At 72.0% G+C, this 19,636-nt stretch carries 19 protein-coding genes; 9 read left to right on the plus strand and 10 right to left on the minus strand.

Features of this window, described 5'->3' with window-relative positions; translation table 11 throughout:
* Window positions 1–90: 90 nt before the first annotated feature.
* Window positions 91–1,848, minus strand: coding sequence for a SpoIIE family protein phosphatase (locus ACTWP8_RS15535; protein ID WP_443322742.1), 1,758 nt, complete (start codon window positions 1,846–1,848; stop codon window positions 91–93).
* Window positions 1,849–2,060: 212 nt separating this feature from the next.
* Here ACTWP8_RS15535 and ACTWP8_RS15540 point away from each other — a divergent pair, with 212 nt between their 5' ends.
* Entirely contained in the window at window positions 2,061–4,169 is a 2,109-nt protein-coding gene (locus tag ACTWP8_RS15540) for a SpoIIE family protein phosphatase (protein WP_443322743.1), read from the plus strand.
* A gap of 8 nt (window positions 4,170–4,177) precedes the next feature.
* Here ACTWP8_RS15540 and ACTWP8_RS15545 read toward each other — a convergent pair whose 3' ends face one another.
* Window positions 4,178–4,597, minus strand: coding sequence for a cell wall hydrolase (locus ACTWP8_RS15545; RefSeq protein WP_443322744.1), 420 nt, complete (start codon window positions 4,595–4,597; stop codon window positions 4,178–4,180).
* 273 nt (window positions 4,598–4,870) lie between these two features.
* On the opposite strand from ACTWP8_RS15545, the gene ACTWP8_RS15550 reads away from it, so the two are divergent.
* From ACTWP8_RS15550 to ACTWP8_RS15565, 4 genes are all read left to right on the plus strand, one after another.
* Complete coding sequence (locus ACTWP8_RS15550; protein ID WP_443322745.1) at window positions 4,871–5,266, plus strand: TOBE domain-containing protein; 396 nt, start codon at window positions 4,871–4,873, stop codon at window positions 5,264–5,266.
* Window positions 5,267–5,371: 105 nt separating this feature from the next.
* On the plus strand, window positions 5,372–6,184 hold the full coding sequence (gene modA, locus ACTWP8_RS15555; protein WP_443322774.1) for a molybdate ABC transporter substrate-binding protein: 813 nt from the start codon (window positions 5,372–5,374) through the stop codon (window positions 6,182–6,184).
* Between the two features lie 16 nt (window positions 6,185–6,200).
* Window positions 6,201–8,174 carry an ABC transporter permease gene (locus ACTWP8_RS15560; RefSeq protein ID WP_443322746.1) on the plus strand — a complete coding sequence of 658 codons (1,974 nt, stop codon included), beginning with the start codon at window positions 6,201–6,203 and terminating at the stop codon, window positions 8,172–8,174.
* A 183-nt stretch (window positions 8,175–8,357) separates the two neighbouring features.
* Window positions 8,358–9,458: a magnesium and cobalt transport protein CorA gene (locus ACTWP8_RS15565; RefSeq protein WP_443322775.1), complete on the plus strand. Its 1,101-nt coding sequence runs from the start codon at window positions 8,358–8,360 to the stop codon at window positions 9,456–9,458.
* Window positions 9,459–9,467: 9 nt separating this feature from the next.
* On the opposite strand, the gene ACTWP8_RS15570 is transcribed toward ACTWP8_RS15565, so the two are convergent.
* The 3 genes from ACTWP8_RS15570 to ACTWP8_RS15580 form a co-directional block, all read right to left on the minus strand.
* Window positions 9,468–10,490, minus strand: coding sequence for a serine hydrolase (locus ACTWP8_RS15570; RefSeq protein WP_443322747.1), 1,023 nt, complete (start codon window positions 10,488–10,490; stop codon window positions 9,468–9,470).
* 89 nt (window positions 10,491–10,579) lie between these two features.
* Window positions 10,580–11,869, minus strand: coding sequence for a cellulase-like family protein (locus tag ACTWP8_RS15575; protein WP_443322748.1), 1,290 nt, complete (start codon window positions 11,867–11,869; stop codon window positions 10,580–10,582).
* Between the two features lie 105 nt (window positions 11,870–11,974).
* Window positions 11,975–12,148 (minus strand): hypothetical protein, encoded by a 174-nt coding sequence (locus ACTWP8_RS15580; protein ID WP_443322749.1) that lies wholly within the window; start codon window positions 12,146–12,148, stop codon window positions 11,975–11,977.
* 134 nt (window positions 12,149–12,282) lie between these two features.
* Between ACTWP8_RS15580 and ACTWP8_RS15585 the strand changes: the two genes are divergently transcribed.
* The 3 genes from ACTWP8_RS15585 to ACTWP8_RS15595 all read left to right on the plus strand — a co-directional run bounded on the left by ACTWP8_RS15585 (window position 12,283) and on the right by ACTWP8_RS15595 (window position 14,909).
* Window positions 12,283–12,498: a hypothetical protein gene (locus tag ACTWP8_RS15585; protein WP_443322750.1), complete on the plus strand. Its 216-nt coding sequence runs from the start codon at window positions 12,283–12,285 to the stop codon at window positions 12,496–12,498.
* A gap of 216 nt (window positions 12,499–12,714) precedes the next feature.
* Window positions 12,715–12,972 carry a hypothetical protein gene (locus ACTWP8_RS15590; protein ID WP_443322751.1) on the plus strand — a complete coding sequence of 86 codons (258 nt, stop codon included), beginning with the start codon at window positions 12,715–12,717 and terminating at the stop codon, window positions 12,970–12,972.
* 107 nt (window positions 12,973–13,079) lie between these two features.
* Window positions 13,080–14,909 carry an AMP-dependent synthetase/ligase gene (locus ACTWP8_RS15595; RefSeq protein WP_443322752.1) on the plus strand — a complete coding sequence of 610 codons (1,830 nt, stop codon included), beginning with the start codon at window positions 13,080–13,082 and terminating at the stop codon, window positions 14,907–14,909.
* Window positions 14,910–14,951: 42 nt separating this feature from the next.
* On the opposite strand, the gene ACTWP8_RS15600 is transcribed toward ACTWP8_RS15595, so the two are convergent.
* The gene (locus tag ACTWP8_RS15600; RefSeq protein WP_443314981.1) at window positions 14,952–16,085 is read right to left on the minus strand and encodes a glutathione-independent formaldehyde dehydrogenase; all 1,134 of its coding nucleotides are present in this window, start codon (window positions 16,083–16,085) and stop codon (window positions 14,952–14,954) included.
* 233 nt (window positions 16,086–16,318) lie between these two features.
* Between ACTWP8_RS15600 and ACTWP8_RS15605 the strand changes: the two genes are divergently transcribed.
* A complete protein-coding gene (locus tag ACTWP8_RS15605) occupies window positions 16,319–16,507 on the plus strand; it encodes a hypothetical protein (protein WP_443322753.1) in 189 nt (62 codons plus the stop codon).
* A 60-nt stretch (window positions 16,508–16,567) separates the two neighbouring features.
* Here the strand turns inward: ACTWP8_RS15605 and ACTWP8_RS15610 are convergent, their stop codons facing one another.
* From ACTWP8_RS15610 to ACTWP8_RS15625, 4 genes are all read right to left on the minus strand, one after another.
* Window positions 16,568–17,182 carry an MBL fold metallo-hydrolase gene (locus tag ACTWP8_RS15610; RefSeq protein WP_443322754.1) on the minus strand — a complete coding sequence of 205 codons (615 nt, stop codon included), beginning with the start codon at window positions 17,180–17,182 and terminating at the stop codon, window positions 16,568–16,570.
* Between the two features lie 43 nt (window positions 17,183–17,225).
* Window positions 17,226–18,014, minus strand: a complete 789-nt coding sequence (locus tag ACTWP8_RS15615; protein ID WP_443322755.1) for an Fpg/Nei family DNA glycosylase — start codon at window positions 18,012–18,014, stop codon at window positions 17,226–17,228.
* Between the two features lie 91 nt (window positions 18,015–18,105).
* Window positions 18,106–18,798, minus strand: a complete 693-nt coding sequence (locus ACTWP8_RS15620) for a DUF429 domain-containing protein (protein ID WP_443322756.1) — start codon at window positions 18,796–18,798, stop codon at window positions 18,106–18,108.
* Window positions 18,799–18,802: 4 nt separating this feature from the next.
* Entirely contained in the window at window positions 18,803–19,633 is an 831-nt protein-coding gene (locus ACTWP8_RS15625) for an HAD-IIA family hydrolase (RefSeq protein ID WP_443322757.1), read from the minus strand.
* Between the last annotated feature and the right edge of the window lie 3 nt (window positions 19,634–19,636).

The raw sequence follows: 19,636 nt of genomic DNA on the forward strand, positions 1-19,636 counted from the left end.
GTACGGGCCGTGTGCGGTGCCCCTCCTCCTCAGGCCAAGGCTGCTGCCCGCCCCGGACAGCCGCAGGAAGAACCGCCGGACGCGCCTTGGTCAGGGGCCCTCCGTCCTGGTGCTCTGCGGGGTGCGGATCCGCGCGGCGAGGACCGCCACGTCGTCGTCCGCGGCCTCGCCGACCTGGTGCCGCAGCACCTCGTCCAGCAGCTCGTCGAGGTCGCCCGTCACCGAAGGCCGCAGGTCGGCCAGGCGGGCCAGGGATACGTCGATGTCCTCGTCGCGCCGCTCCACCAGGCCGTCGGTATAGAGCAGCAGAACCTGTCCCTCGCGGAGCTCGCGGGTGGCCTGCTCGTAGCCCCCCAGGCCGGTGCCCAGTGGTGGCCCGTTCGGCAGGTCCAGCAGCTCGGCGGTGCCGTCCGCGGAGAAGAGGGCGGGCGGCAGGTGCCCGGCGCTGGCGAACGAGCAGATGCCGCGGGCCGGGTCGGCCAGCGCGAGGAGGCACGAGGCAGGGCGGGCCGACTCGCTGTCGGAGACCGTCGCGTCGAGCTGCCGCAGGATCCGGTGCGGCGGCAGGCCCGTCGCCGCCACGTAGCGCAGCGTCGACCGGTAGTAGCTCATGTCGACGGCCGCCTCGACACCATGGCCCATCACGTCCCCCATGACCAGCAGGGTCCTGCCGAACGACAGCCGGACCGTCTCGTACCAGTCGCCGCCGACCAGGGCGCTGCTGCCGGAGGGGAGGTAGCGGGAGGCCAGCTCGATGTTGGGGTGCGGGCTGCCTGGCTCGGCGAGCAGGGCGCGCTGCAGCTCCAGAGCGATGCCCTGCGAGCGGGCGTAGCGGCGGGCGTTGCCGATGCTGATGGCGGCACGGCCTGCCAGGTCCTGGCTGATCACCACCTCCTCGTCGGTGAACCCGGGGGAGTCCCCGGCCCGCGCCAGGGACACGGTGCCGAAGGGGTGGTCCAGGGCGGCGAGCGGTATGACGAGGGTGGAGTGGATGCCCGCGGCCCGGTACACCGCCAGGCGCCCCGCGTCCGGCGCCGAGCGGCTCAGCTCCTCGTCGGTCTGCAGGTTCTCCAGCACGGGACCCGCGGTCGCCAGGCAGCGGGCTACCGCCGAGCCCGGCTGGTGGGCCACGTACTCGCCGGCCTTCCCGAAGTGGCGCAGGGCATCGCGCAGCGCGGGTACGGAGGCCAGGGCGGCCCGCCGCATGCGCAGCCCACCGGTCGGTTTCAGCGGCTTGCTCTCCGGCACCTCGCTGGGCAGCACCTCGACGGTGGCCATGTCGGCGAGCAGCGGAACGAGGAAGTCCGCCAGCTGTGTGCAGGTCATATCCATGTCCAGGGTGGTCCCGATCCGCGTGGCGGCGGCGTCGAGCAGGGCCAGCCGCGCGCGGGCCTGCTCCAGGTCGCGCTGCTGCCGCTGAGCCGTCGTGACCTCGAGCACCATGACGACGACCCCGGACACCCGCCCTGCGATCTCGAGCCGGTGGTAGGCGCCGTGCCACCAGCGGCGTTCGTACGGGGGCTCGGCCCGGGTGCGGCCGCTGGTGATCGCCTCGCGGGGCTCCCCGTCCTGGAGCACCTGGCGGAGCACGTCCGTACGGCTCTCGATGCCGGGCGCCACCTCGGTCAGGGTCCGGCCGATGAGGCCCGCGGCCGGGATGTCCGCCATGCCCGCGAAGGCGGGGTTGACGTAGAGGAAGCGCAGGCTCGTGTCCAGGATGGCGACCCCGGCGGGCGTATCGGCCAGCACGTGCCGCAGTACCTGTTCGGCGCTGTCCGCCGAGATGGCGGCCGTCGCCTTGTCGAGGAAGGTGCCGGCGCCGTCGCGGCTGGAAGCCTGGGGGCACACCCGGGTACCTCCTCGTCCGCGCATCGGAACCGCGTGGTGCCATCGTCGGTCGGCGGCGAAGGATCTGCATCCCTTGCCCCCGCCGCCTCCCGGAAGACTTTCTTGCGGGACGTCATAAATCCTGGAGTAAATGACTCGTATATCCATTATTTGGGCATCAAGGACAATCGAGTACCTTTTAGTAGGTCGCGCACGAGCCGTCCGGAGACCTCATGGCACGCCATCACACCCTTCAACCGCCGCCGAAGCTGTATCCGGCGATGCGATTCGAGGTGCTCGAGGCGGACCTCCGGGTGGATCTCCCCCGGGTCCTGGCTCTCAACGGCATGGGCGGCTTCCTGTGGGACCTGGACGCCGACACGTTCTTCCTCGACCCGGGCGGGCTCGCCGTCTACGACCTCGACCCCGACGAGTACGACGGCCGGACGGAAACCCTGGCCCAGAGGATCATGCCCGAGGACATAGCCGCGCTCCGGGACACCGTCGACGACGCTCTCGCGTCGAAAGACGGCTACGGCGCCTACTTCCGCGTCCGCTGCTCCGACGGCACCATTCGCTGGAGCCACACCCAGGGCCGTATCCAGCGCGACGGAGCGGGCCGCGCCCGCCGCGTCGTCGGCATCGTCCGGGACGCGAGCCCCGAGCTCGAGCACCTCACGCAGCAGGCCACCCTCAAAGCGGACCGGAAGCGCCAGACGGACGTCGTCCAGGTGACCACCAGCGTGCTGTCCCAGGCACTGACCATCCAGGACGTGACGGCCGCTCTGACCAGCAAAGAGATCATGGGCGCCATCGGAGCGGGCAGCATCGTCCTCAGCCTCGTCGAGAAGGACCGGCTGCGGATCGTCGCCGCCGCGGGGATGCCGCCCGAGTTCTCCCGCGACCTGCGGTACGTCCGCCTCGACGAGTCGCTGCCGGTCGCCGAAGCGGTCCGTACCCAGACTCCTCGCTTCACCATGAAGGAGGAGGCCCTGACCCACCCCCGGCTGCGGCCGCACGTCGAGGGCAGCGACCTGACCGCTTCCGCCATCCTGCCCCTCATCGCCCAGGCCCAGCCGATCGGCGCGCTGGCCATCACCTACCGGGACAAGGACGAGTTCACTCCCGAGGAGCGCAACCTCCTGATCGCCCTGGGCGGCACCGTCGCCCAGTCCGTACAGCGCGCCGTGCTCTACGACGAGGAGCACGCCATGGCCGTCGGCCTCCAGCAGGCCATGCTCCCGGCCAGCATCCCGGACGTACCCGGCACAGAGATAGCCGTGCGCTACCGCCCGGCCCGCACCGGCCATCAGATAGGAGGCGACTGGTACGACGTCGTGCCGCTCCCCACCGGCCGGGTCGGCCTGGTCGTCGGCGACGTCCAGGGACACGACATCCACGCCTCGGCGGTCATGGGGCAGCTGCGCATCGCCCTGCGCGCCTACGCCGCCGAGGGCCACCCGCCCTCCACCCTTATGGCCCGGGCCTCCAGCTTCCTCCACGACCTCGACACCGACCGCTTCGCCACCTGCATCTACGCCGACCTCGACCCGGCGACAGGCCATGCCGAGCTGGTACGCGCAGGGCACCACGGCCCGTTGGTCAAGCACGCCGACGGCCGGTGCTCACGCCCGTACATCCACGGCGGGCTGCCGCTCGGCCTGCCGCAGTACAGCAGCCACGCGCCGTACCCGACGACCCGCCTCCAGCTCGGCGCGGAGGAAACCCTGCTGCTGTGCACCGACGGGCTGGTCGAGTTCCACGGCATGGACATCGATGAGGGCGTGCAGCAGGTCGAGACGATCCTGCGCGGCGGCCCTGCCGACATGGACGAGCTGGCGGAGCACATCGTCGCCACCATCGAGGCGCGGCAGGGTCAGGAGGACGACGTCGCCCTGCTGCTGGTGGGCCTGACCGGCGACCGGCAGCCCGAGGAGCGGCGGCACTGGAGCTGTCTGGTCACGCACTCGGACCCGCAGGCCCCCGCCCTGGCCCGCCAGATGCTCCGGAACACCCTGACCCACTGGGGGCTCGGCGACCAGTGCGACGCCGCCGTGACGGCGGCCAACGAGCTGATTGCCAACGCGGTCATGCACACGGACGGGGACGCCATGCTGACGGCGCGGCTGCTGCGGCAGAACGGGGACCGGACGGGCGCCCAGCTCAAGATCGAGGTCCAGGACAACTCGAGCAGGCTGCCGCAGCTCAGAATGCCCTCGGACACGTCGTCGGGCAGCCGCGGGCTGCTGATCGTGGAACAGCTGGCGCAGGAGTGGGGGGCGGAGCCGCTGGGGGCGGGCAAGCGGATCTGGTTCAAGCTGCCGGTCCGGGGCCCGGGATAACCGGCCGCTTATCCCACGCCCAGTAACCGCGCGTAGCGCGGCCGCGCGGCGAACTCGCCGTATCCCCACACCGCCGGGCGGCCGGCCTCCGCACACAGATGCAGCACCCGGCCGGGCGCCAGGTGCACGCCCACGTGCGCGCCGTACCCCTCCGGCAGCCCCGGTACGGCTCCGCGGTCGAACAGCACGAGATCCAGCGGCTGTTGGACCATGACCCGCCGGGTCGCGGTCGTATCCGCCCACAACTCCGCGGAACGCAGCGGCGGCACGCCGATCCCGAACCACGCGAGCACGGCATACGCGTACCGCTGGCAGTTGGCCCCGCCCTCGACCCCTTCACCTCCGGGCGCCCCGGGGTAACGCCCCGCCACGTACGGGGTGTTGCGCAGATGCGCGGGCAGGTCGTCCAACGGACCGTGAACCCCCATCGAGCATCCCCTCGGAACCGGAGCCGCTGTGACGATGTCAAGGCTGCAGGAACAATCCGGCGGAGCCGTGCGGGCGCGAACCCGGGTGATGCGAGCGTGCCGGCCGTGCGCTCATCCAGATCTCTCCAGTCCCTCCTCGCCTCCGCCGTGGCCGCTGTTCCGATAGGCCCTGTCCGGCGGGCTTCGGAGGATCCGGCCAGGAGCCTGGCAACTGCTGGCCGGATGCGCCCGAAGCCTTGCAGATCACAACCTGTGATCCCTAGAGTGCCGCACATGCGGTCCTACACCATCGGTCAGGCGGCCCGGCTGCTGGGCGTCAGCCCGGACACGGCGCGCCGCTGGGCCGACGCCGGGAAAGTGCGGACGCACCGCGACGAGTCGGGGCGCCGTCTGGTCGACGGCCGGGACCTGGCGGCCTTCTCGGTCACCCTCGGCGAGAGCGCCGCGGCCGACGAGGAGGCCTCCTACACCTCGGCCCGCAACGCCTTCCCCGGCATCGTGACGGCTGTCAAGCTCGGCGACGTCGCCGCCCAGGTGGAGATCCAGGCCGGGCCCCACCGCCTCGTGTCGCTGCTCACCCGCGAGGCCGTCGAGGAACTGGGCCTGGAGGTGGGCGTCGAGGCCGTGGCCCGGGTCAAGTCGACCAACGTCCACATCGACCGCGCCTGACCCCGTATCACCGCAGCCCGGGCCGTTCCCCCGTGCGCCGGAGCCAACCGCCGCGAGCCGCCCTCCCGCTCATTCGCTCGCAACAGCATGAAGGAGAACGACCCCATGGCCCTCGTCGTCCACTGTCGGCGCGCAGCCACCCGTACCGCCGCGGTCGCCCTCACCGCCGCGCTTCTCATCCCGCTCGCCGTCGCCTGCGGCAACGAGTCCGGCGAGGGCGAGGGGGCGGGTTCCGGATCGGCGCCGGGGAAGCAGGCCACGCTCACGGTGCTGGCCGCGGCCTCCCTCACCGACGTCTTCAAGGAGGCGGGCGAGGCCTACGAGGACGAGCACCCCGGCACCCACGTGACCTTCTCCTTCGCGGGCTCCCAGGAACTCGCCGCCCAGGTACGGCAGGGCGCTCCGGCCGACGCCCTCGTGACCGCCGACACCACGACGATGGACGGGCTGCGGAACGACACCGGCGCCCCGGCCGTCATCGCCAGGAACCGGCTCGTCATCGCCACCGCCAAGGGCAATCCGAAGAAGATCGACGGCCTGAAGGACCTGGCGGACAAGAAGGTGAAGGTCGTCCTCGCGGCGCCCGAGGTGCCCGTCGGCCGGTACAGCAAGCAGATCCTGGACGCCCAGAAGGTCACCGTGCGGCCGGTCTCGCAGGAGGCGAGCGTGCGCGGGGTGCTCAGCAAGGTCGAGCTCGGCGAGGCCGACGCCGGAATCGCCTACGTCACCGACGCGACCTCCGCCGAGGGCAAGGTCGGGAGCGTCGAGATACCCGACGACCAGAACGCCATCGCCCGGTACCCGGCGGCCACCCTGAAGGGGTCCGAGAACGCGGACGCGGCCGCCGACTTCATCCACTGGCTCGGCTCCGCACAGGGCCAGAAGATCCTGCGCGACGCCGGTTTCCTCAAGCCGTGAGCGCAGCGTGTCCGGCATGAAAGCTCCGCCACCGCCCCAGCGCGGCCCCCATCGCGTACCGCTGCCACTCGCCGTACCGGCCGCGGCCGCGGTGGCGCTGCTGCTCCTGCCGCTCGTCGGTGTGCTGGCCCGCACCCCGTGGGCGGACCTCGGCTCGCACCTCACAGGGCCGGGCGTCAGCCAGGCGTTCAGGCTGTCGCTGGTGGTCTCCTTCTGGTCGCTCGGCCTGTCGCTCCTTCTGGGCGTGCCGCTCGCCTGGCTGCTGGCCCGCGTCGAGTTCCCGGGCAAGGCGCTCGTACGCTCCCTCGCCCTGCTGCCGATGGTGCTGCCGCCGACCGTGGGCGGTGTGGCGCTGCTGCTCGCCTTCGGCCGGCAGGGGCTGCTCGGTGGGTGGCTGGAGGACTGGTTCGGGCTCACGCTGCCGTTCACGACGCCCGGCGCGGTCGTCGCGGCGACCTTCGTCGCGATGCCGTTCCTGGTGATCAGCCTGGAGGGGACGCTCGCCGGGCTGCACCTCCGGTACGAGGAGACCGCAGCGTCGCTCGGGGCGCCGCCGGTACGGGTCTTCCTCACGGTCACCCTGCCCATGGTCGCCCCGGGTCTGGTCGCCGGGGCGGCGCTCACCTGGGCGCGGGCGCTGGGCGAGTTCGGCGCGACGATCACGTTCGCGGGCAATCTGCCCGGCGTCACGCAGACCCTGCCGCTCCAGGTCTACCTGCTCCTCCAGGAGCAGCCGCAGGCCGCGACCGCGGTGTCCCTGCTCCTCCTCGCCATCGCGATGCTCGTGCTGCTCGCCCTGCGGGGCCGGTGGGCGGGGGCCGCCCGGCCGTCCCGCGGGGCGGCCCGGCTCCCCTCGCCCGGCCCTGCGCCCGAGGAGCGCACGGACCGGCCGACCGCCCCCGCCGCAGGGCGCGGGTCCGCGCAGGCGCCCGCCGGTCCCGAGCGCGCGGAATGGCCTCTGCACGCCCAGGTCGTGGGCTATCCCCGGCTCACCCTGGACGCCGCTCCCGGCGAGACGATCGCCGTGGTCGGCCCCAACGGGGCAGGGAAGACAACCCTGTTGCGCGCCCTCCTCGGTCTCACCCCGCGCGCCCGCACCACCGCGCTCCGGATGGGGGACGGCGCGGACGCCGCCGGGCTGCCCCCGCACGGCAGGGGCGTGGCCTGGGTCCCCCAGGACGGCGCGCTGTTCCCGCACGTGAGCGCGCTGAGCAACACCGCGTACGGGCTGCGTGCCCACCGCGTACCCCGCCGGGAGGCGCGCCGGGCGGCCCAGGAGTGGCTGGACCGCCTCGGTGTCGGCCACCTCGCCCACCGCAGGCCGGGCCAGCTCTCCGGCGGTCAGGCCCAGCGGGTGGCGCTGGCCCGCGCGCTGGCCACCCGCCCCCGGCTGCTGCTGCTCGACGAGCCGCTCGCCGCGCTCGACCAGACGACCCGTGCCCACGTCCGGCACACCCTCCGTGAACACCTCGCCGGCTTCGGCGGCGTCTGCCTCATCGTCACCCACGACCCGGTCGAGGCCGTCTCCCTCGCCGACCGGGTCCTCGTACTCGACGACGGGCAGGTGCTCCAGGACGCGTCCCCCGCCGAGGTGACGCGCTCACCCCGCTCACCCTGGGTGGCCCGCATGCTCGGGCGCAACGCCTGGCCGGGCAAGGCGGTCTGCGACGGGCTGGCCCTGCCCGGGGGCGGCCGCGTCGTCGCCGCGGACCCGCTGCCCGAAGGCTCCGAGGCCCTTGCTGTGATAGGTCCTGAAGCCGTCTCGCTGCACGGCGAGCGGCCAACCGGCAGCCCGCGCAACGTGTGGCACGGCGAGGTCCGCGAGATCACCGCGCTCGGAAGCCGGTTGCGGGTCGTCGTCGCCGCCGTCGATGTGCCCGACGTCGTCGCCGAGATCACTCCTGCCGCGGCGGCGGAACTGGGTCTGGCCGAGCACAGCGCCATATGGCTCAGCATCAAGGCCACGGAGGTGCGGCTCGTTGAGATCTAGGCGTGTCCGGCGGGCCAGGTCGCGCGCCTGCGGCGGGCCTTTCCCCTGCCCCGCCCCTTCCCGAAACTGGGGGCTTCGCCCTCAGGCCCTCAGGCCCCCGGACCCCCCGGGGTCCGGGGGTCCGGCCCCGGCCTGTCCTGCAACACTGGCCGTTTGCAGCGAGAAGGAGCGCCCGTCGTGTCGATGATCAGCAATCTGCGCAAGGCCGTCCGCCTGCCGCACCGCCGCCGTGTCGTGGACCTCAGCCACCCGGCCCGTTCGCCGCTCGGCAGCGCGGTCGTCAACTGTGTGGTCTATCTCGACGGAGTGCGGCAGATCGGCCACTGCCCGGCCGCGGAGGCGATCGAGCACGTGCGCAGTTGCGGCAACGGCTTCGTGTGGATCGGGCTGCACGAGCCGAGCCAGCAGGAATTCGCCGGTGTCGCCGAGCTGTTCGGGCTCCATCCGCTCGCGGTCGAGGACGCGGTGGACGCGCACCAGCGTCCGAAGCTGGAGCGGTACGACGACACGCTGTTCACCGTCTTCAAGACCGTCCGCTACGTCGAGCACGCCGAGTTGACGTCGACCAGCGAGGTGGTGGACACCGGCGAGATCATGGTCTTCACCGGACCCGACTTCGTGGTCACCGTCCGGCACGGCCACCACGGCTCGCTCGGCCCGCTGCGCGAAGATCTCGAGACGGTGCCCGAGCAGCTGGCCAAGGGCCCCTCGGCCGTACTGCACGCCATCGCCGACCATGTGGTCGACGACTACCTCGCGGTCGCCGACGCGCTCCAGCACGACATCGACGACGTGGAGACCGACGTCTTCGCGAGCCGCAGGGGCGGGGCCGACACCGGCAGGATCTATCAGCTGAAGCGGGAACTGCTGGAGCTCAAGCGGGCCGTGGCGCCGCTGGACCGCCCGCTGCAGACGCTGTCCGCCCTGCCCGTGCCGGGACAGTCCCTGCCGGGAGTGGACCCGGACATCCGGGCGTACTTCCGCGACGTCGCCGACCACCTGGCCCGGGTCACCGAGCAGATAACCGCCTTCGACGACCTGCTCAACTCGATCCTTCAGGCCAACCTCGCCCAGGTGACGGTGGCCCAGAACGAGGACATGCGCAGGATCAGCGCCTGGGTGGCGATCATCGCCGTTCCGACCATGGTCTGCGGTGTCTACGGCATGAACTTCGAGCACATGCCGGAGCTGCGCTGGACGTACGGCTACCCGCTTTTCGTCTGCGTCATGGTCATCGTCTGCGTCGTCGTCCACCGCGGCTTCCGCAGGAACGGGTGGCTGTGACGCGGGCGTTCAGGCCCCGGCGGCGGTAAACGCGCCGACGGCCGCGCGTGCCGCGTCCTCCACCGTCCCGATGCCCGCGGCCTGCGTCCCGCTGCCGTTCGACAGCACGGCGACGAGGAAGGACCGGCCGCCGGATTCGACGCGGCCGATGCTGTTGATGTCCCACAGCCCCGTCGCGCTCCGCGACAGCCAGCCGTTCTTCAGCGCCGTGTCCGCCCCGTCGCCTGCGGCCGCGGCCGAGACGCCCCAGTCCTGTCCGGGGACTATCGACTCCATCAGCCCCTGGACGTACGCCCGGGCGGCCGCGCCGAGCGGGGAGTCCTCGCCGAAGACCGCCTCGAGCAGTTTCAGCTGGTCGGCCGCGGTGGTCTGGGTCAGGCCCCAGTGGTCGCCGTAGCCGCCCCGGGTTTCGGCCAGTCCCAGGCGCTGGTTCGCGGCGCCGAGCCCGTCCGCCCTGCCGATGGCGGCCCACAGGGCGGTCGCGGAAGCGTTGTCGCTGGACTCGATCATGGCGGTGGCGTACGACTCCTCCTGCGCGGTCAGCTGCCGTCCCGCGTCCTGCGCCCGCAGCAGCAGGGCCGCGAGGATGTCGACCTTGACGATGCTGGCCGTGTCGAAGGAGCCGCCGTCGCCGTATACGGCCCGCTCGCCGCTCGCGGTGTCCAGCACCGCGACCGACAGGTCGCCGTTGGTGGCGGCGACGACGGGCGCAAGGGCTGCCGTGAGGTCTACGGGCTGGGGGACGTTGTGCGTTTTATACCTTTCCGCCGTATCTATGGTTTCCCGAGCCGGACGTGCCGTCTCCTCGGGCGCCGCGCGCACCCCCGGGACTCCGGCGGAGGCATTGGCCGAGGCGGAAGGGCGGGCGGAGGCGGCCGCTGCCGCTTCGGTACCCCCCTCGGGCCGGGCGTGCGTGGAGCCATAGGCGGCCGCCGCCACCCCGCCGCCCATGAGCAGCGCTGCAGCGACGGCCGTGCCTATCGCGCGGTACGGCATCCGCGGACCGAGCCGTTCCGCAATGTCCTCGTCCATGGCCGGGGACGCTATGGACTCCGCCTACCTCCCCACGTGAGATCCGTATGAAGACTGCGTGAGAAGTGCCGGGGCCCCGGGTCGCGCCGTCAGCCGGTGGGCTTCCCGTCGCGGAAGGCCGACGTGCAGTCCAGCTGGAGGGCGGTGTCCGCCCACATGGGGTGGTGCGGGGCTGCGTTCGAGCAGACGACCGTGCCCCAGGCGCCGACACGTACGGCTTCGGCAACCGCGAGACGGCAGAACGCGGCGCCCACCGGGCCTTCCTCGAACGTTCCGTGCAGGGGCGTATAGCCGATCCAGCCCTCGCCGAACACGAGCGGGACACCGGCGTCCGCCGCCCAGTCGGCCGCCGCATCCATCCACAGCGTCAGCGTCGACGTCATGGCGCGGCGGTGCACCGCGTAGTGGTCGTACAGCCAGCGGTCCCATTTCTCCGGATCGCACCAGTCGTGCGCGTACACCTCGCGCTGCTGGACCGTGGTGGCCGCGCTCCGCCACACCTGCGCCGGGTCCGAGGTCCAGTCGGCGAGGTCGGGCGCGTCCGGGCGGAGCAGCTCGCGGCGGAGTTCCTCCTGCGGGAAGGGGCGGGAGGCGTCGCGCAGCGCGAAGGTGCGGATGAGCTCGCCGAGCACGCCGTAGACGTACGGGTGGAAGACCGCCACGTCGGCGGTGCGCGGGACGCCCCGCAGCGAACCGACCGGTACTTTGGCGAAGTTGACCGTGACCGGCTGATCCGGGTGGCGCTCCTTGAACCTGGCGAGCCCGCGCTCCAGGCGGGGCCGCAGGGCGACGACCCGGTCGGCCTCCGGCGGCAGGCCCTCGGTGAGGCGGCTGCCCTGGACCTCGTTGTGCAGCTCGGTGAAGGCGATCCGGTCGTCGAGGCCGTGGGCGGCGAGGAAGTCGACGAGGTCGGCCAGCGCGTCGGCCAGCGCCTCGGCGCGCCGCTCGGGGTCGATGGCGTAGAGGGCCTCGTACCAAGCGGGTCCGGCCGCGAAGGACGGGCTCTGCTGGTACTCCCAGCTGGAGACGATGACGTAGCAGTCGTGGCGGCGGGCGGCCTCGAAGAGCGCGAGCAGCTGCCCCCGGCCGTCGATGGTCGTCGCGGCGCGCACGTCGTACCAGCGGGTGCGCTGCCCGTACGCCCCGTTCCCCCCGCCCAGCGGCCCGAGGGCCAGCCGCGCCGTGTCGAGGCCCGAGCCGAAGAGCAGATACGGCATGGCGCAGATCCGCACGGTGTTGTAGCCGCGCGCGACGGCTTCGGCGAAGGCGCGGTCGAGGTCCTCGAAAGGCTCACCGGGCCCGGTGCGGGTGTACCAGGTGAAGTCCCAGAGCGAGATCGTGAGCCGGTCGGGCAGATGGGCCGGTACGGGGGTCGGCACGGATGGCCTCCTTTGGGGGAGGGGTGGCGGCGGAGCGGTCGGCCGCTTCCAAGTATTCGTACATAACGCGCCGTTGGTCAGATGGCTGCGCGGAGCAAACGGCTGTCAATGCTCATGGGCTGCCACCGGCTCCACCTCCGAGCGCCAGTAGCGGCGGATGATGGGCAGCTCCTCGCCGTACGCGACCAGGGGCAGCGGCGCCAGCGCGTTCACCGGGTCGGCGGCCAGCTGCCCGGCGTCGACGGTGCGCGCCAGGGTCGTGGGTCTCCGGCGCGGCACGCGGCACCGCCGTACGGCAGTCCGGCTGGGCCGCGGACGCGGACGTCATCTCCGAACTGCGGCCCGTCCACGGCTTCGGTGCCGCAGCCGCATACGTCGCCACCGGGAGCACCGCCTACGCCGGGCAGAACCGGATGTCCGTGCTGACCGGCTCGGCCGAGGACGGGAGCGGCGCGCTGTTCATCTGCCTGGCCCGGCTGACGGGCGAGCCGGATCCGGAACCCCTCGTCGCCGGCGTACGGGTGACCGGCGACGAGGTCCGCATCGCCTGGCCCGGCGGCCCGCGTCAGCGCGTCGTCATCCGTGAGGACGGCGTATCCGTCACGGAAGAGCCACCGGGGAGCGGCTGACGGGATCGCTTCGGGGCGGGGGCCTGGCAGCGGCTCATGCGGCCGGCCAGGAACCGGCGCGCCGCTCCAGTACGCAGGGATGGCTGAGCATGTTGCCCAACAAGCCTCCGTGTCGCCGTTCTTGAAGGCCCGCGCCACCCCCGTCAACCGGCCCTCTTCGAGCGGCGCCCGGCCGAGCCGAATGCCGTCAGCCGGACCGTGGCCGACACTGCCGACATGTCGACAGCCGACAGGTTGGGTGGCACCAGGAGCACACGCTACGTAGTCGAACATCCCGAGCTGACCGTGGTGGTGCTGGACTCGAAGGTGCAGGGCGCCCCCTCCGGTCGGCTTGGCAGCGACCAACTCGACTGGCTCCAGTGCTCGCACACGACGCACTCGCACATCACGCCTCCGCGCCCCGTCGGCTCCGAGGGCGGGCTGATACGCGGCGGACGGCTGCGTTCCGCGCGCACGCGGAGGTCACGCGGCTAGCACGAATCCGCAACGCTCCGCAAGCGCTCGGTGCAGCGCTTTCATCGTGTCAGTGCAGGCGCTAGCGTTCATGATCTCCGCTCCCTCTCCCCTCACTTGGAGCATGCGTGCGCGAGTTCACCACGCCCGCCTTGGTCACCGCACCCCCGGTCGGTGGCCTGGCCGATGCCGTCTTCGAGAACGCCTCGGAGGACCCGGGCAGGGCGGCACTCGGGCGCAAGGTGGACGGGGAGTGGCACGACGTGTCGGCCGCCGAGTTCCGGGATCAGGTGGTGGCCCTGGCCAAGGGGTTGCTCGCGAAGGGCGTCCGGTTCGGCGACCGCGTGGCCATCATGTCCCGCACCCGGTACGAGTGGACGCTGTTCGACTTCGCGCTGTGGACCATCGGCGCCCAGCCCGTCCCCGTCTACCCGACCTCGTCGGCCGAGCAGGTCGCCTGGATCCTGCGCGACACGGCCGCCGTCGCCGTCGTCGTCGAGCACGAGGACCACGCGATGACCCTCGGTTCTGTCATCGGTCGGCTTCCCGCGCTGGAGCGCGTATGGCAGTTGGACACCGGGGTCGTCGAGAAGCTGGTCGGGGAAGGGGAGCGGATCCCCGACGGCGTGGTGCACCGGCAGCGGCTCGCGGTCACCCCCGGCTCCGTCGCCACCGTGATCTACACCTCCGGTACGACGGGCCGCCCCCGCGGCTGCGTGCTCACCCACTCCAACTTCATGGCCGAGTGCGACAACCTCATCGCGCGCTGGAATCCGCTCTTCGAGCCCTCCGGCAAGTACCAGCCCTCGACGCTCCTCTTCCTCCCGCTCGCGCACGTCTTCGGCCGCATGGTGGAGGTCGCCGCGGTCCGGGCCAGGGGGCGTCTCGGGCACCAGCCGGAGATGACGGCCGAGGCGTTGATGCCCGACTTCGCCGCCTTCCGGCCGACCTTCGTCCTCGCCGTCCCCTACGTCTTCGAGAAGGTCTTCAACGCCGCTCGGGACAAGGCCGAGCAGGCGGGGAACCTCGGCGTGTTCGACAAGGCCGTGGATGTGGCGGTGCGGTTCGCGGAGGCTCGGGAGCGGCGGTCGTTCGGCGAGGGTCCCGGCCCCACCGCCGCCCTGCGCGTACAGCACCGGTTCTTCGACGCGCTCGTCTACAGCAAGGTCCGCGAGGCGCTGGGCGGGAAGGTGCGCAACGCGGTCAGCGGCGGCTCGACCATGGGCCGTCGGCTGGGGCTGTTCTTCGACGGCGCCGGGGTGACGATCTACGAGGGCTACGGGCTCACCGAGTCCACCGCCGCCGCCACCGCCAACCCGCCGGGGCGGGTCCGCTTCGGCACCGTGGGCACGCCCGTCCCGGGAACCACCGTGCGGCTCAAGGACGACGGCGAGATCCTGCTGCGCGGCGGAACGGTCTTTTCCGGGTATCTGGACGACCCGGAGGGCACGGCAGAGGTGCTGCGGGAGGACGGCTGGCTGGCCACCGGGGATCTGGGTGCCTTCGACGTGGACGGCTATCTCACCATCACCGGCCGCAAGAAGGAGATCATCGTCACCGCCAGCGCCAAGAACCTGTCACCGGCTCCCCTGGAGGAGCGGGTGCGGGAACACCCGCTGATCGAGCACTGCCTCGTCGTCGGAAACGACCGGCCGTGCGTCGCGGCGCTGGTGACCCTGGACTTCGAGGCGGTGAAGCACTGGCTGGCGCTGCGGCGCAAGCCGCCGCTCGAGGAGTGGGATCCGGCGGTGGACCTGGATCTGGAGGCGGAGATCCGCAGGGCGGTGCAGGCCGCCAACACCCTGGTCTCGAAGGCGGAGTCGATCCGTGCGTTCCGGGTGCTGCCCACCCCGTTCACCGAGGAGCGGGGCATGCTCACGCCCTCGCGCAAGCTCCGCCGCCACCGGATCGAGGAGGCCCACCGCGAGGAGATCGACGCCATGTACGACGGGCGGTGAGAGGCCTGAAGACCTCTCACCGCCGAACGGGAAGCGCCGCGCTTACGGGTGCAGCACGACCTTCGTGTAGCCCTCGATCCGCTTGTCGAACTTGTCGTACGCCGACGGTGCCTGGTCCAGAGGCAGCTCGTGGCTGACGACGAAGCTCGGCTTGGCCCGGTCCTCGATGATCAGGTCGCGCAGGTACCGGTTGTAGCGCTTGACGTTGCACTGTCCGGTCCCCAGGCGCAGGCCCTTCTCGAAGAGCTTGCCGATCCAGACCTGGAGCATGCCGCGCTTGGCCTGCTCGTCGGGGCCTCCGGGGTCGGCCGGGACGTAGAGCCCGGGGATGCCGAGCCATCCGGTCGGCCGCACGGTGTCGATGAGCGAGTTCAGGACGATCGCGGGCTCCTCGCGCTCCTCCGTGCGCGCCATCGCCTGGTACCCGACGGCGTCCACGCCCTTGTCCGTGCCGACGCCCTCGGTCTGGTCCTTGATCTGCTCCGCCGGGTTGCCCTCGGTGAAGTTGATCGGGACCGCACCGATCTCGCGCGCCTTCTCCAGCCGCTCGGGGACGCGGTCCACCGAGAAGACCTTCTTCGCGCCGCGCAGCAGGGCGGAGTAGGCCGCCATGAGGCCGACGGGGCCACCGCCGTACACCACGACGCTCTCGCCCGGGCGCACCTGGGCGAGTTCGCAGCCGTGGTAGCCGGTGGGGAAGATGTCGGCGAGCAGCATGAAGTCGGTCTCTTTTTCCTTGCCGGCCGGGAGTTTCAGGCAGTTGAAGTCGGCGTAGGGCACCCGCAGGTATTCGGCCTGGCCGCCTGTATAGGGCCCCATGGCGACATAGCCGTAAGCGCCGCCTGCGAAACCGGGGTTGACGGTCTGACAGAATCCGGTGTAGCCCTCCACGCAGTTGGTGCAGAATCCGCACGCGACGTTGAAGGGCATGACGACCCGGTCGCCCTCTTTGAGGGATGTGACGCCCTGGCCGCATTCCTCGATGATGCCCATGTTCTCGTGGCCGAATACGATGCCGGGCTCCGCCGCCGTACGGCCCTCGTACATGTGCAGGTCAGAGCCGCAGATCGCGGTGGAGGTGACCCGCACGAGCACGTCGTTCGGGTGCTGGAGCTTGGGCTTCTCGACCTCTTCGACCGCCACGGTGAACGGTCCTTTGTAGACGACAGCCTTCATGGCCACCACCTCTCCGCTCGGGTGATGCAGAATTGTGGTTGCCCCGCAGGTGAACGGCACCGTCGGGCGGATTTCGCCCGCGCAGGGTCGGGAAACATCGAGGCGGCCTGGCGCCGCTCGTCCACGTGACCTATCTCTCATGATTCCCCCGAGGGGAGTATCCGACAACCCGGGTACAGTCGACAGGAATATTGAGCCGGTAGTGCACTCGGAAATGCGAAGGAGGTCGGGAAATGGCACAGCGCCTCGGGACCCTGCTTGTCCCCGTCATCGGCCTCTCCGGCACCACGTACCCGCCTGGCACGACGGTGACCATCCGCGGTCGCGGGGCGACTGTCGATGCCTTCGTCCACGGTGACTGGCTTCCCCTGATGTGGTGGGAGTTCTCCGACGGCCTCCGTGAGGACGTCGCCGACCGCTGAACCCCGCCGCACCCCCGACCCGGGACTCCGCGGCGTGACCACAAGTGAGCGGGCGGACACCTAGCGCGGCGGCTGCCGCAGCATGTAGGTGCGCCCCTCCGTACCCCACTCCCCGACACCGGGGCGCAGCCCCGCGTCCATCGCCCTGATCGACGGGCGTCCGATGTGTGCGAAGACCAGGTGCCGTACGCCGTGGTGCACGGCCGCCTCCGCGGTCTCCCGGACGCTCGCGTGGCCGCCCACGCCCCCGCGGAAGCGGATGGGGCGGTCCCAGCCCGCGGCGTCGGCGAACATCAGGTCGGCACCCGCCGCCCAGGCCGGGAACTCCCAGAACTCCGGCGCCCACACCGCCACCGCGTCACCGGCAAGGATCCGGTAGCCGCAGGTCGGGTGTCTGGTGTGCGCGACCGGGCACGGCTCGATCCGCAGATCGCCGCGCTCGCTCTCGTACGCGGTCATGGCCGGCTCCGTACCGTGCCGCCCGGCGAGGTGGCGCAGCTGGGTGCGCAGCTCGCTGTGCTCGTCGGTGACCAGCCAGGCGTCCAGCCGGCCCCCGGGGACGGCTCCGGGGCCGCCGTCGAGGGCGACGCGGTCCCGGCCGTGCTCGAGGAGCAGGCCGGCGGGGGCGAAGCGCGGCGAGTTCATCGCGCCGACGCCGAGGAGAGTGAGCCGCACCGGACTCGTCCGCACAGGACCCGCTGGCATGGCGCTTCGCCGCTCACGTGCTGTCCGGCTGGCAGCGGGGGCACCACAGGGTGCCGCGCCCGCCGATGCGGCTCCGGCGCAGCGGACCGTCACAGCGCGGGCACACCGGGTCCGGGTCGTCGCGGCGGCCGGTGAGCCAGGAATTCCGCGGGGGCACGCATCCGGCGCGCACCGCCGAGCGCAGGGTGCGGCGCATCTCTGTATAGAGCCGCCCGCGTTCGTCGGCCGTGAGATCACCGGCGCTGCGCGCCGGATGGATACGGGCGCGCCACAGGATCTCGTCGGCCAGCAGATTGCCGAGTCCGGCCAGCAGAGACTGGTCGGTCAGGGCCGCCTTGATACGGCCGCGCCGCCCGGCCAGCAGCTCCTCGAACTCGGATCGGCCGATTTCCATCGCGTCGGGACCCTGGTCGTCGAGGATCCGGGCGACAGCGGCTCCGGTGCCGTCGTCGAGCCAGAGGCCCCGGAGTTTGCGCTGGTCGCGGTAGCGCAGCTGGTCGCGGCCCAGGGTGAAGACGACGCGGTCGTGCGGATCGGGCGGATCGCTCTCGCGGCAGCAGACCAGCTCCCCGGTCATGCCGAAGTGCAGCAGCACGGTCGGGCCGTCGGTGCGGGCGAGCAGCCACTTTCCGTGCCGCTCCGGCTCAGTGAACCGGCGGCCCTCCAGGTCGCGGCGCAACCGCCGCGCGCTCACCCCGTGCAGGACGCCCGCGTCGTTCACCTCGACCCGCTCGATCCGCTTGCCTTCAGCACAGGAGGCCAGGACCTCCCGGAACCCCTCGACGTCGGGCAGTTCGGGCATGACACCTACCGCCGATCCGTACCTCACGTGCCTGGCGTATCTGCCGTACGTGGCGCACATCGCGTACGTCCAGGCTCGCACCGCCGCTCGATCACCACCAGATGGCGATGGGCAGGCCGCTCGCCGTGCGCTCCGGCGGGTCGGGCAGCAGCTCGGCCGCGCCCCGGGCGATCCGGTCGGCGCTCCACGCGGCGGCCGCGGCGTCGAGCAGGTCATCGGGCGGGACCCGGCCTGCGGCGCCCAGGTCCTCGGGGAAGGCGATGCCGCGGGCCCGCAGCAGGCCGCGGCGGACCTGCTGTCCATTCCAGCTCTTCTTGCTCCAGGTCACGGGGGCGCCGTCCGCCATGGCCGTGAACGAGATCTCCGGGTGCACCTCGTGCAGCCGCTGATCGCCCGCGTCCCGGCGGAGGTTCGCCTCGCGGAGCTTCTTCACCAGTCCCCAGCTCTGGCGGCTCAGCCCGGACCCGGTGATCATCTGGCAGCGGTGGTTGGCGGCGGCATAGTCGTCCTCCTCCCACACCTGGCGGGGTGGCACCGCGAAGACCCGGGCCCGCTGCGGCCCGAGGCGGGCGGCGGCGAGCCGGTCGGCCTGCCGCCACCGGGAGTCCAGCAGCCCGAGGGGGATGTCGATGCCCACGACGGCCGCTTCCCGCGCGTGCTCCAGCAGCCCGTCCAGGTCCGTCGCCGTGTGCGCGGCGGCGAACCGGCCGTCGCGCAACAGCACGCCCACCCAGCCGGTCGGGCAGGCGTCCACCCCCATGACCTCGGTACGGGCGCGGCTCACGGCGTCACGTCAGCCGCTCGGCGAGGCCGGGCAGCCCGGGCAGGTCGGCGAAGGAGTCGATGACGTGATCGGGCGTGCCGTCGGCGGCTTCGACCGCCTCGGGCACATACTTGCCCGTCTTCACCAGCACGCCGGTGATCCCGGCCCGCTGCGCCGCCAGGACGTCGGCCTCGATGTCGTCGCCGACCATCAGCGCCGCGGAGGCGTCGGCGCCGAGACGGGACAGCGCGGCCGCGAAGAACGGGGCCGCGGGCTTGCCCACCACCTCCGCCTCCGTGCGCGCCGCGCGCTCGAGCCCCAGGAGGAAGGCTCCCGCGTCGAGCTGCAGGCCCGCATCGGTCCGCCAGTACAGGTTGCGGTGCATCGCGACGAGCCGGGCTCCGCGCTGCAGATGGCCGAACACGCGGTTCAGCTGCGCGTATCCGAACTCGGGCCCGGCGCCGCCCACGACGACCACGTCCGGCGTCCCGTCGCCCCGGTTCTCGCCCTCGCCCTCGTCCTCGGCCTGGTCCTCGACGAGGGTGACGCCCGGCAGATCCTCCCGGATGTCACCGCTGTTGAGCAGCAGACACCGCGCGCCCGGATAGTGCTCGGCGAGATGGACGGCGGTGACGGCGGGCGCCGTGAGGATGTCGTCGACGCCGACCGGGAACCCTGCCCCGCTCAGCTCCTGCGCGATCGAAGCCCGCGTACGCGACGTGGTGTTGGTCACGAGCGCCAGCGGAATCCCCGCCGCCCGCAGCCGTTCCATCGCCCCGACAGCGCCGGGCAGTGGCTTCCAGGACACGGTGAGCACACCGTCGATGTCGATCAGCAGCGCCTCTACGGCCGTCATGCG

This window comes from Streptomyces sp. 7N604 (genome assembly GCF_052245475.1).
Taxonomy (GTDB): domain Bacteria; phylum Actinomycetota; class Actinomycetes; order Streptomycetales; family Streptomycetaceae; genus Streptomyces.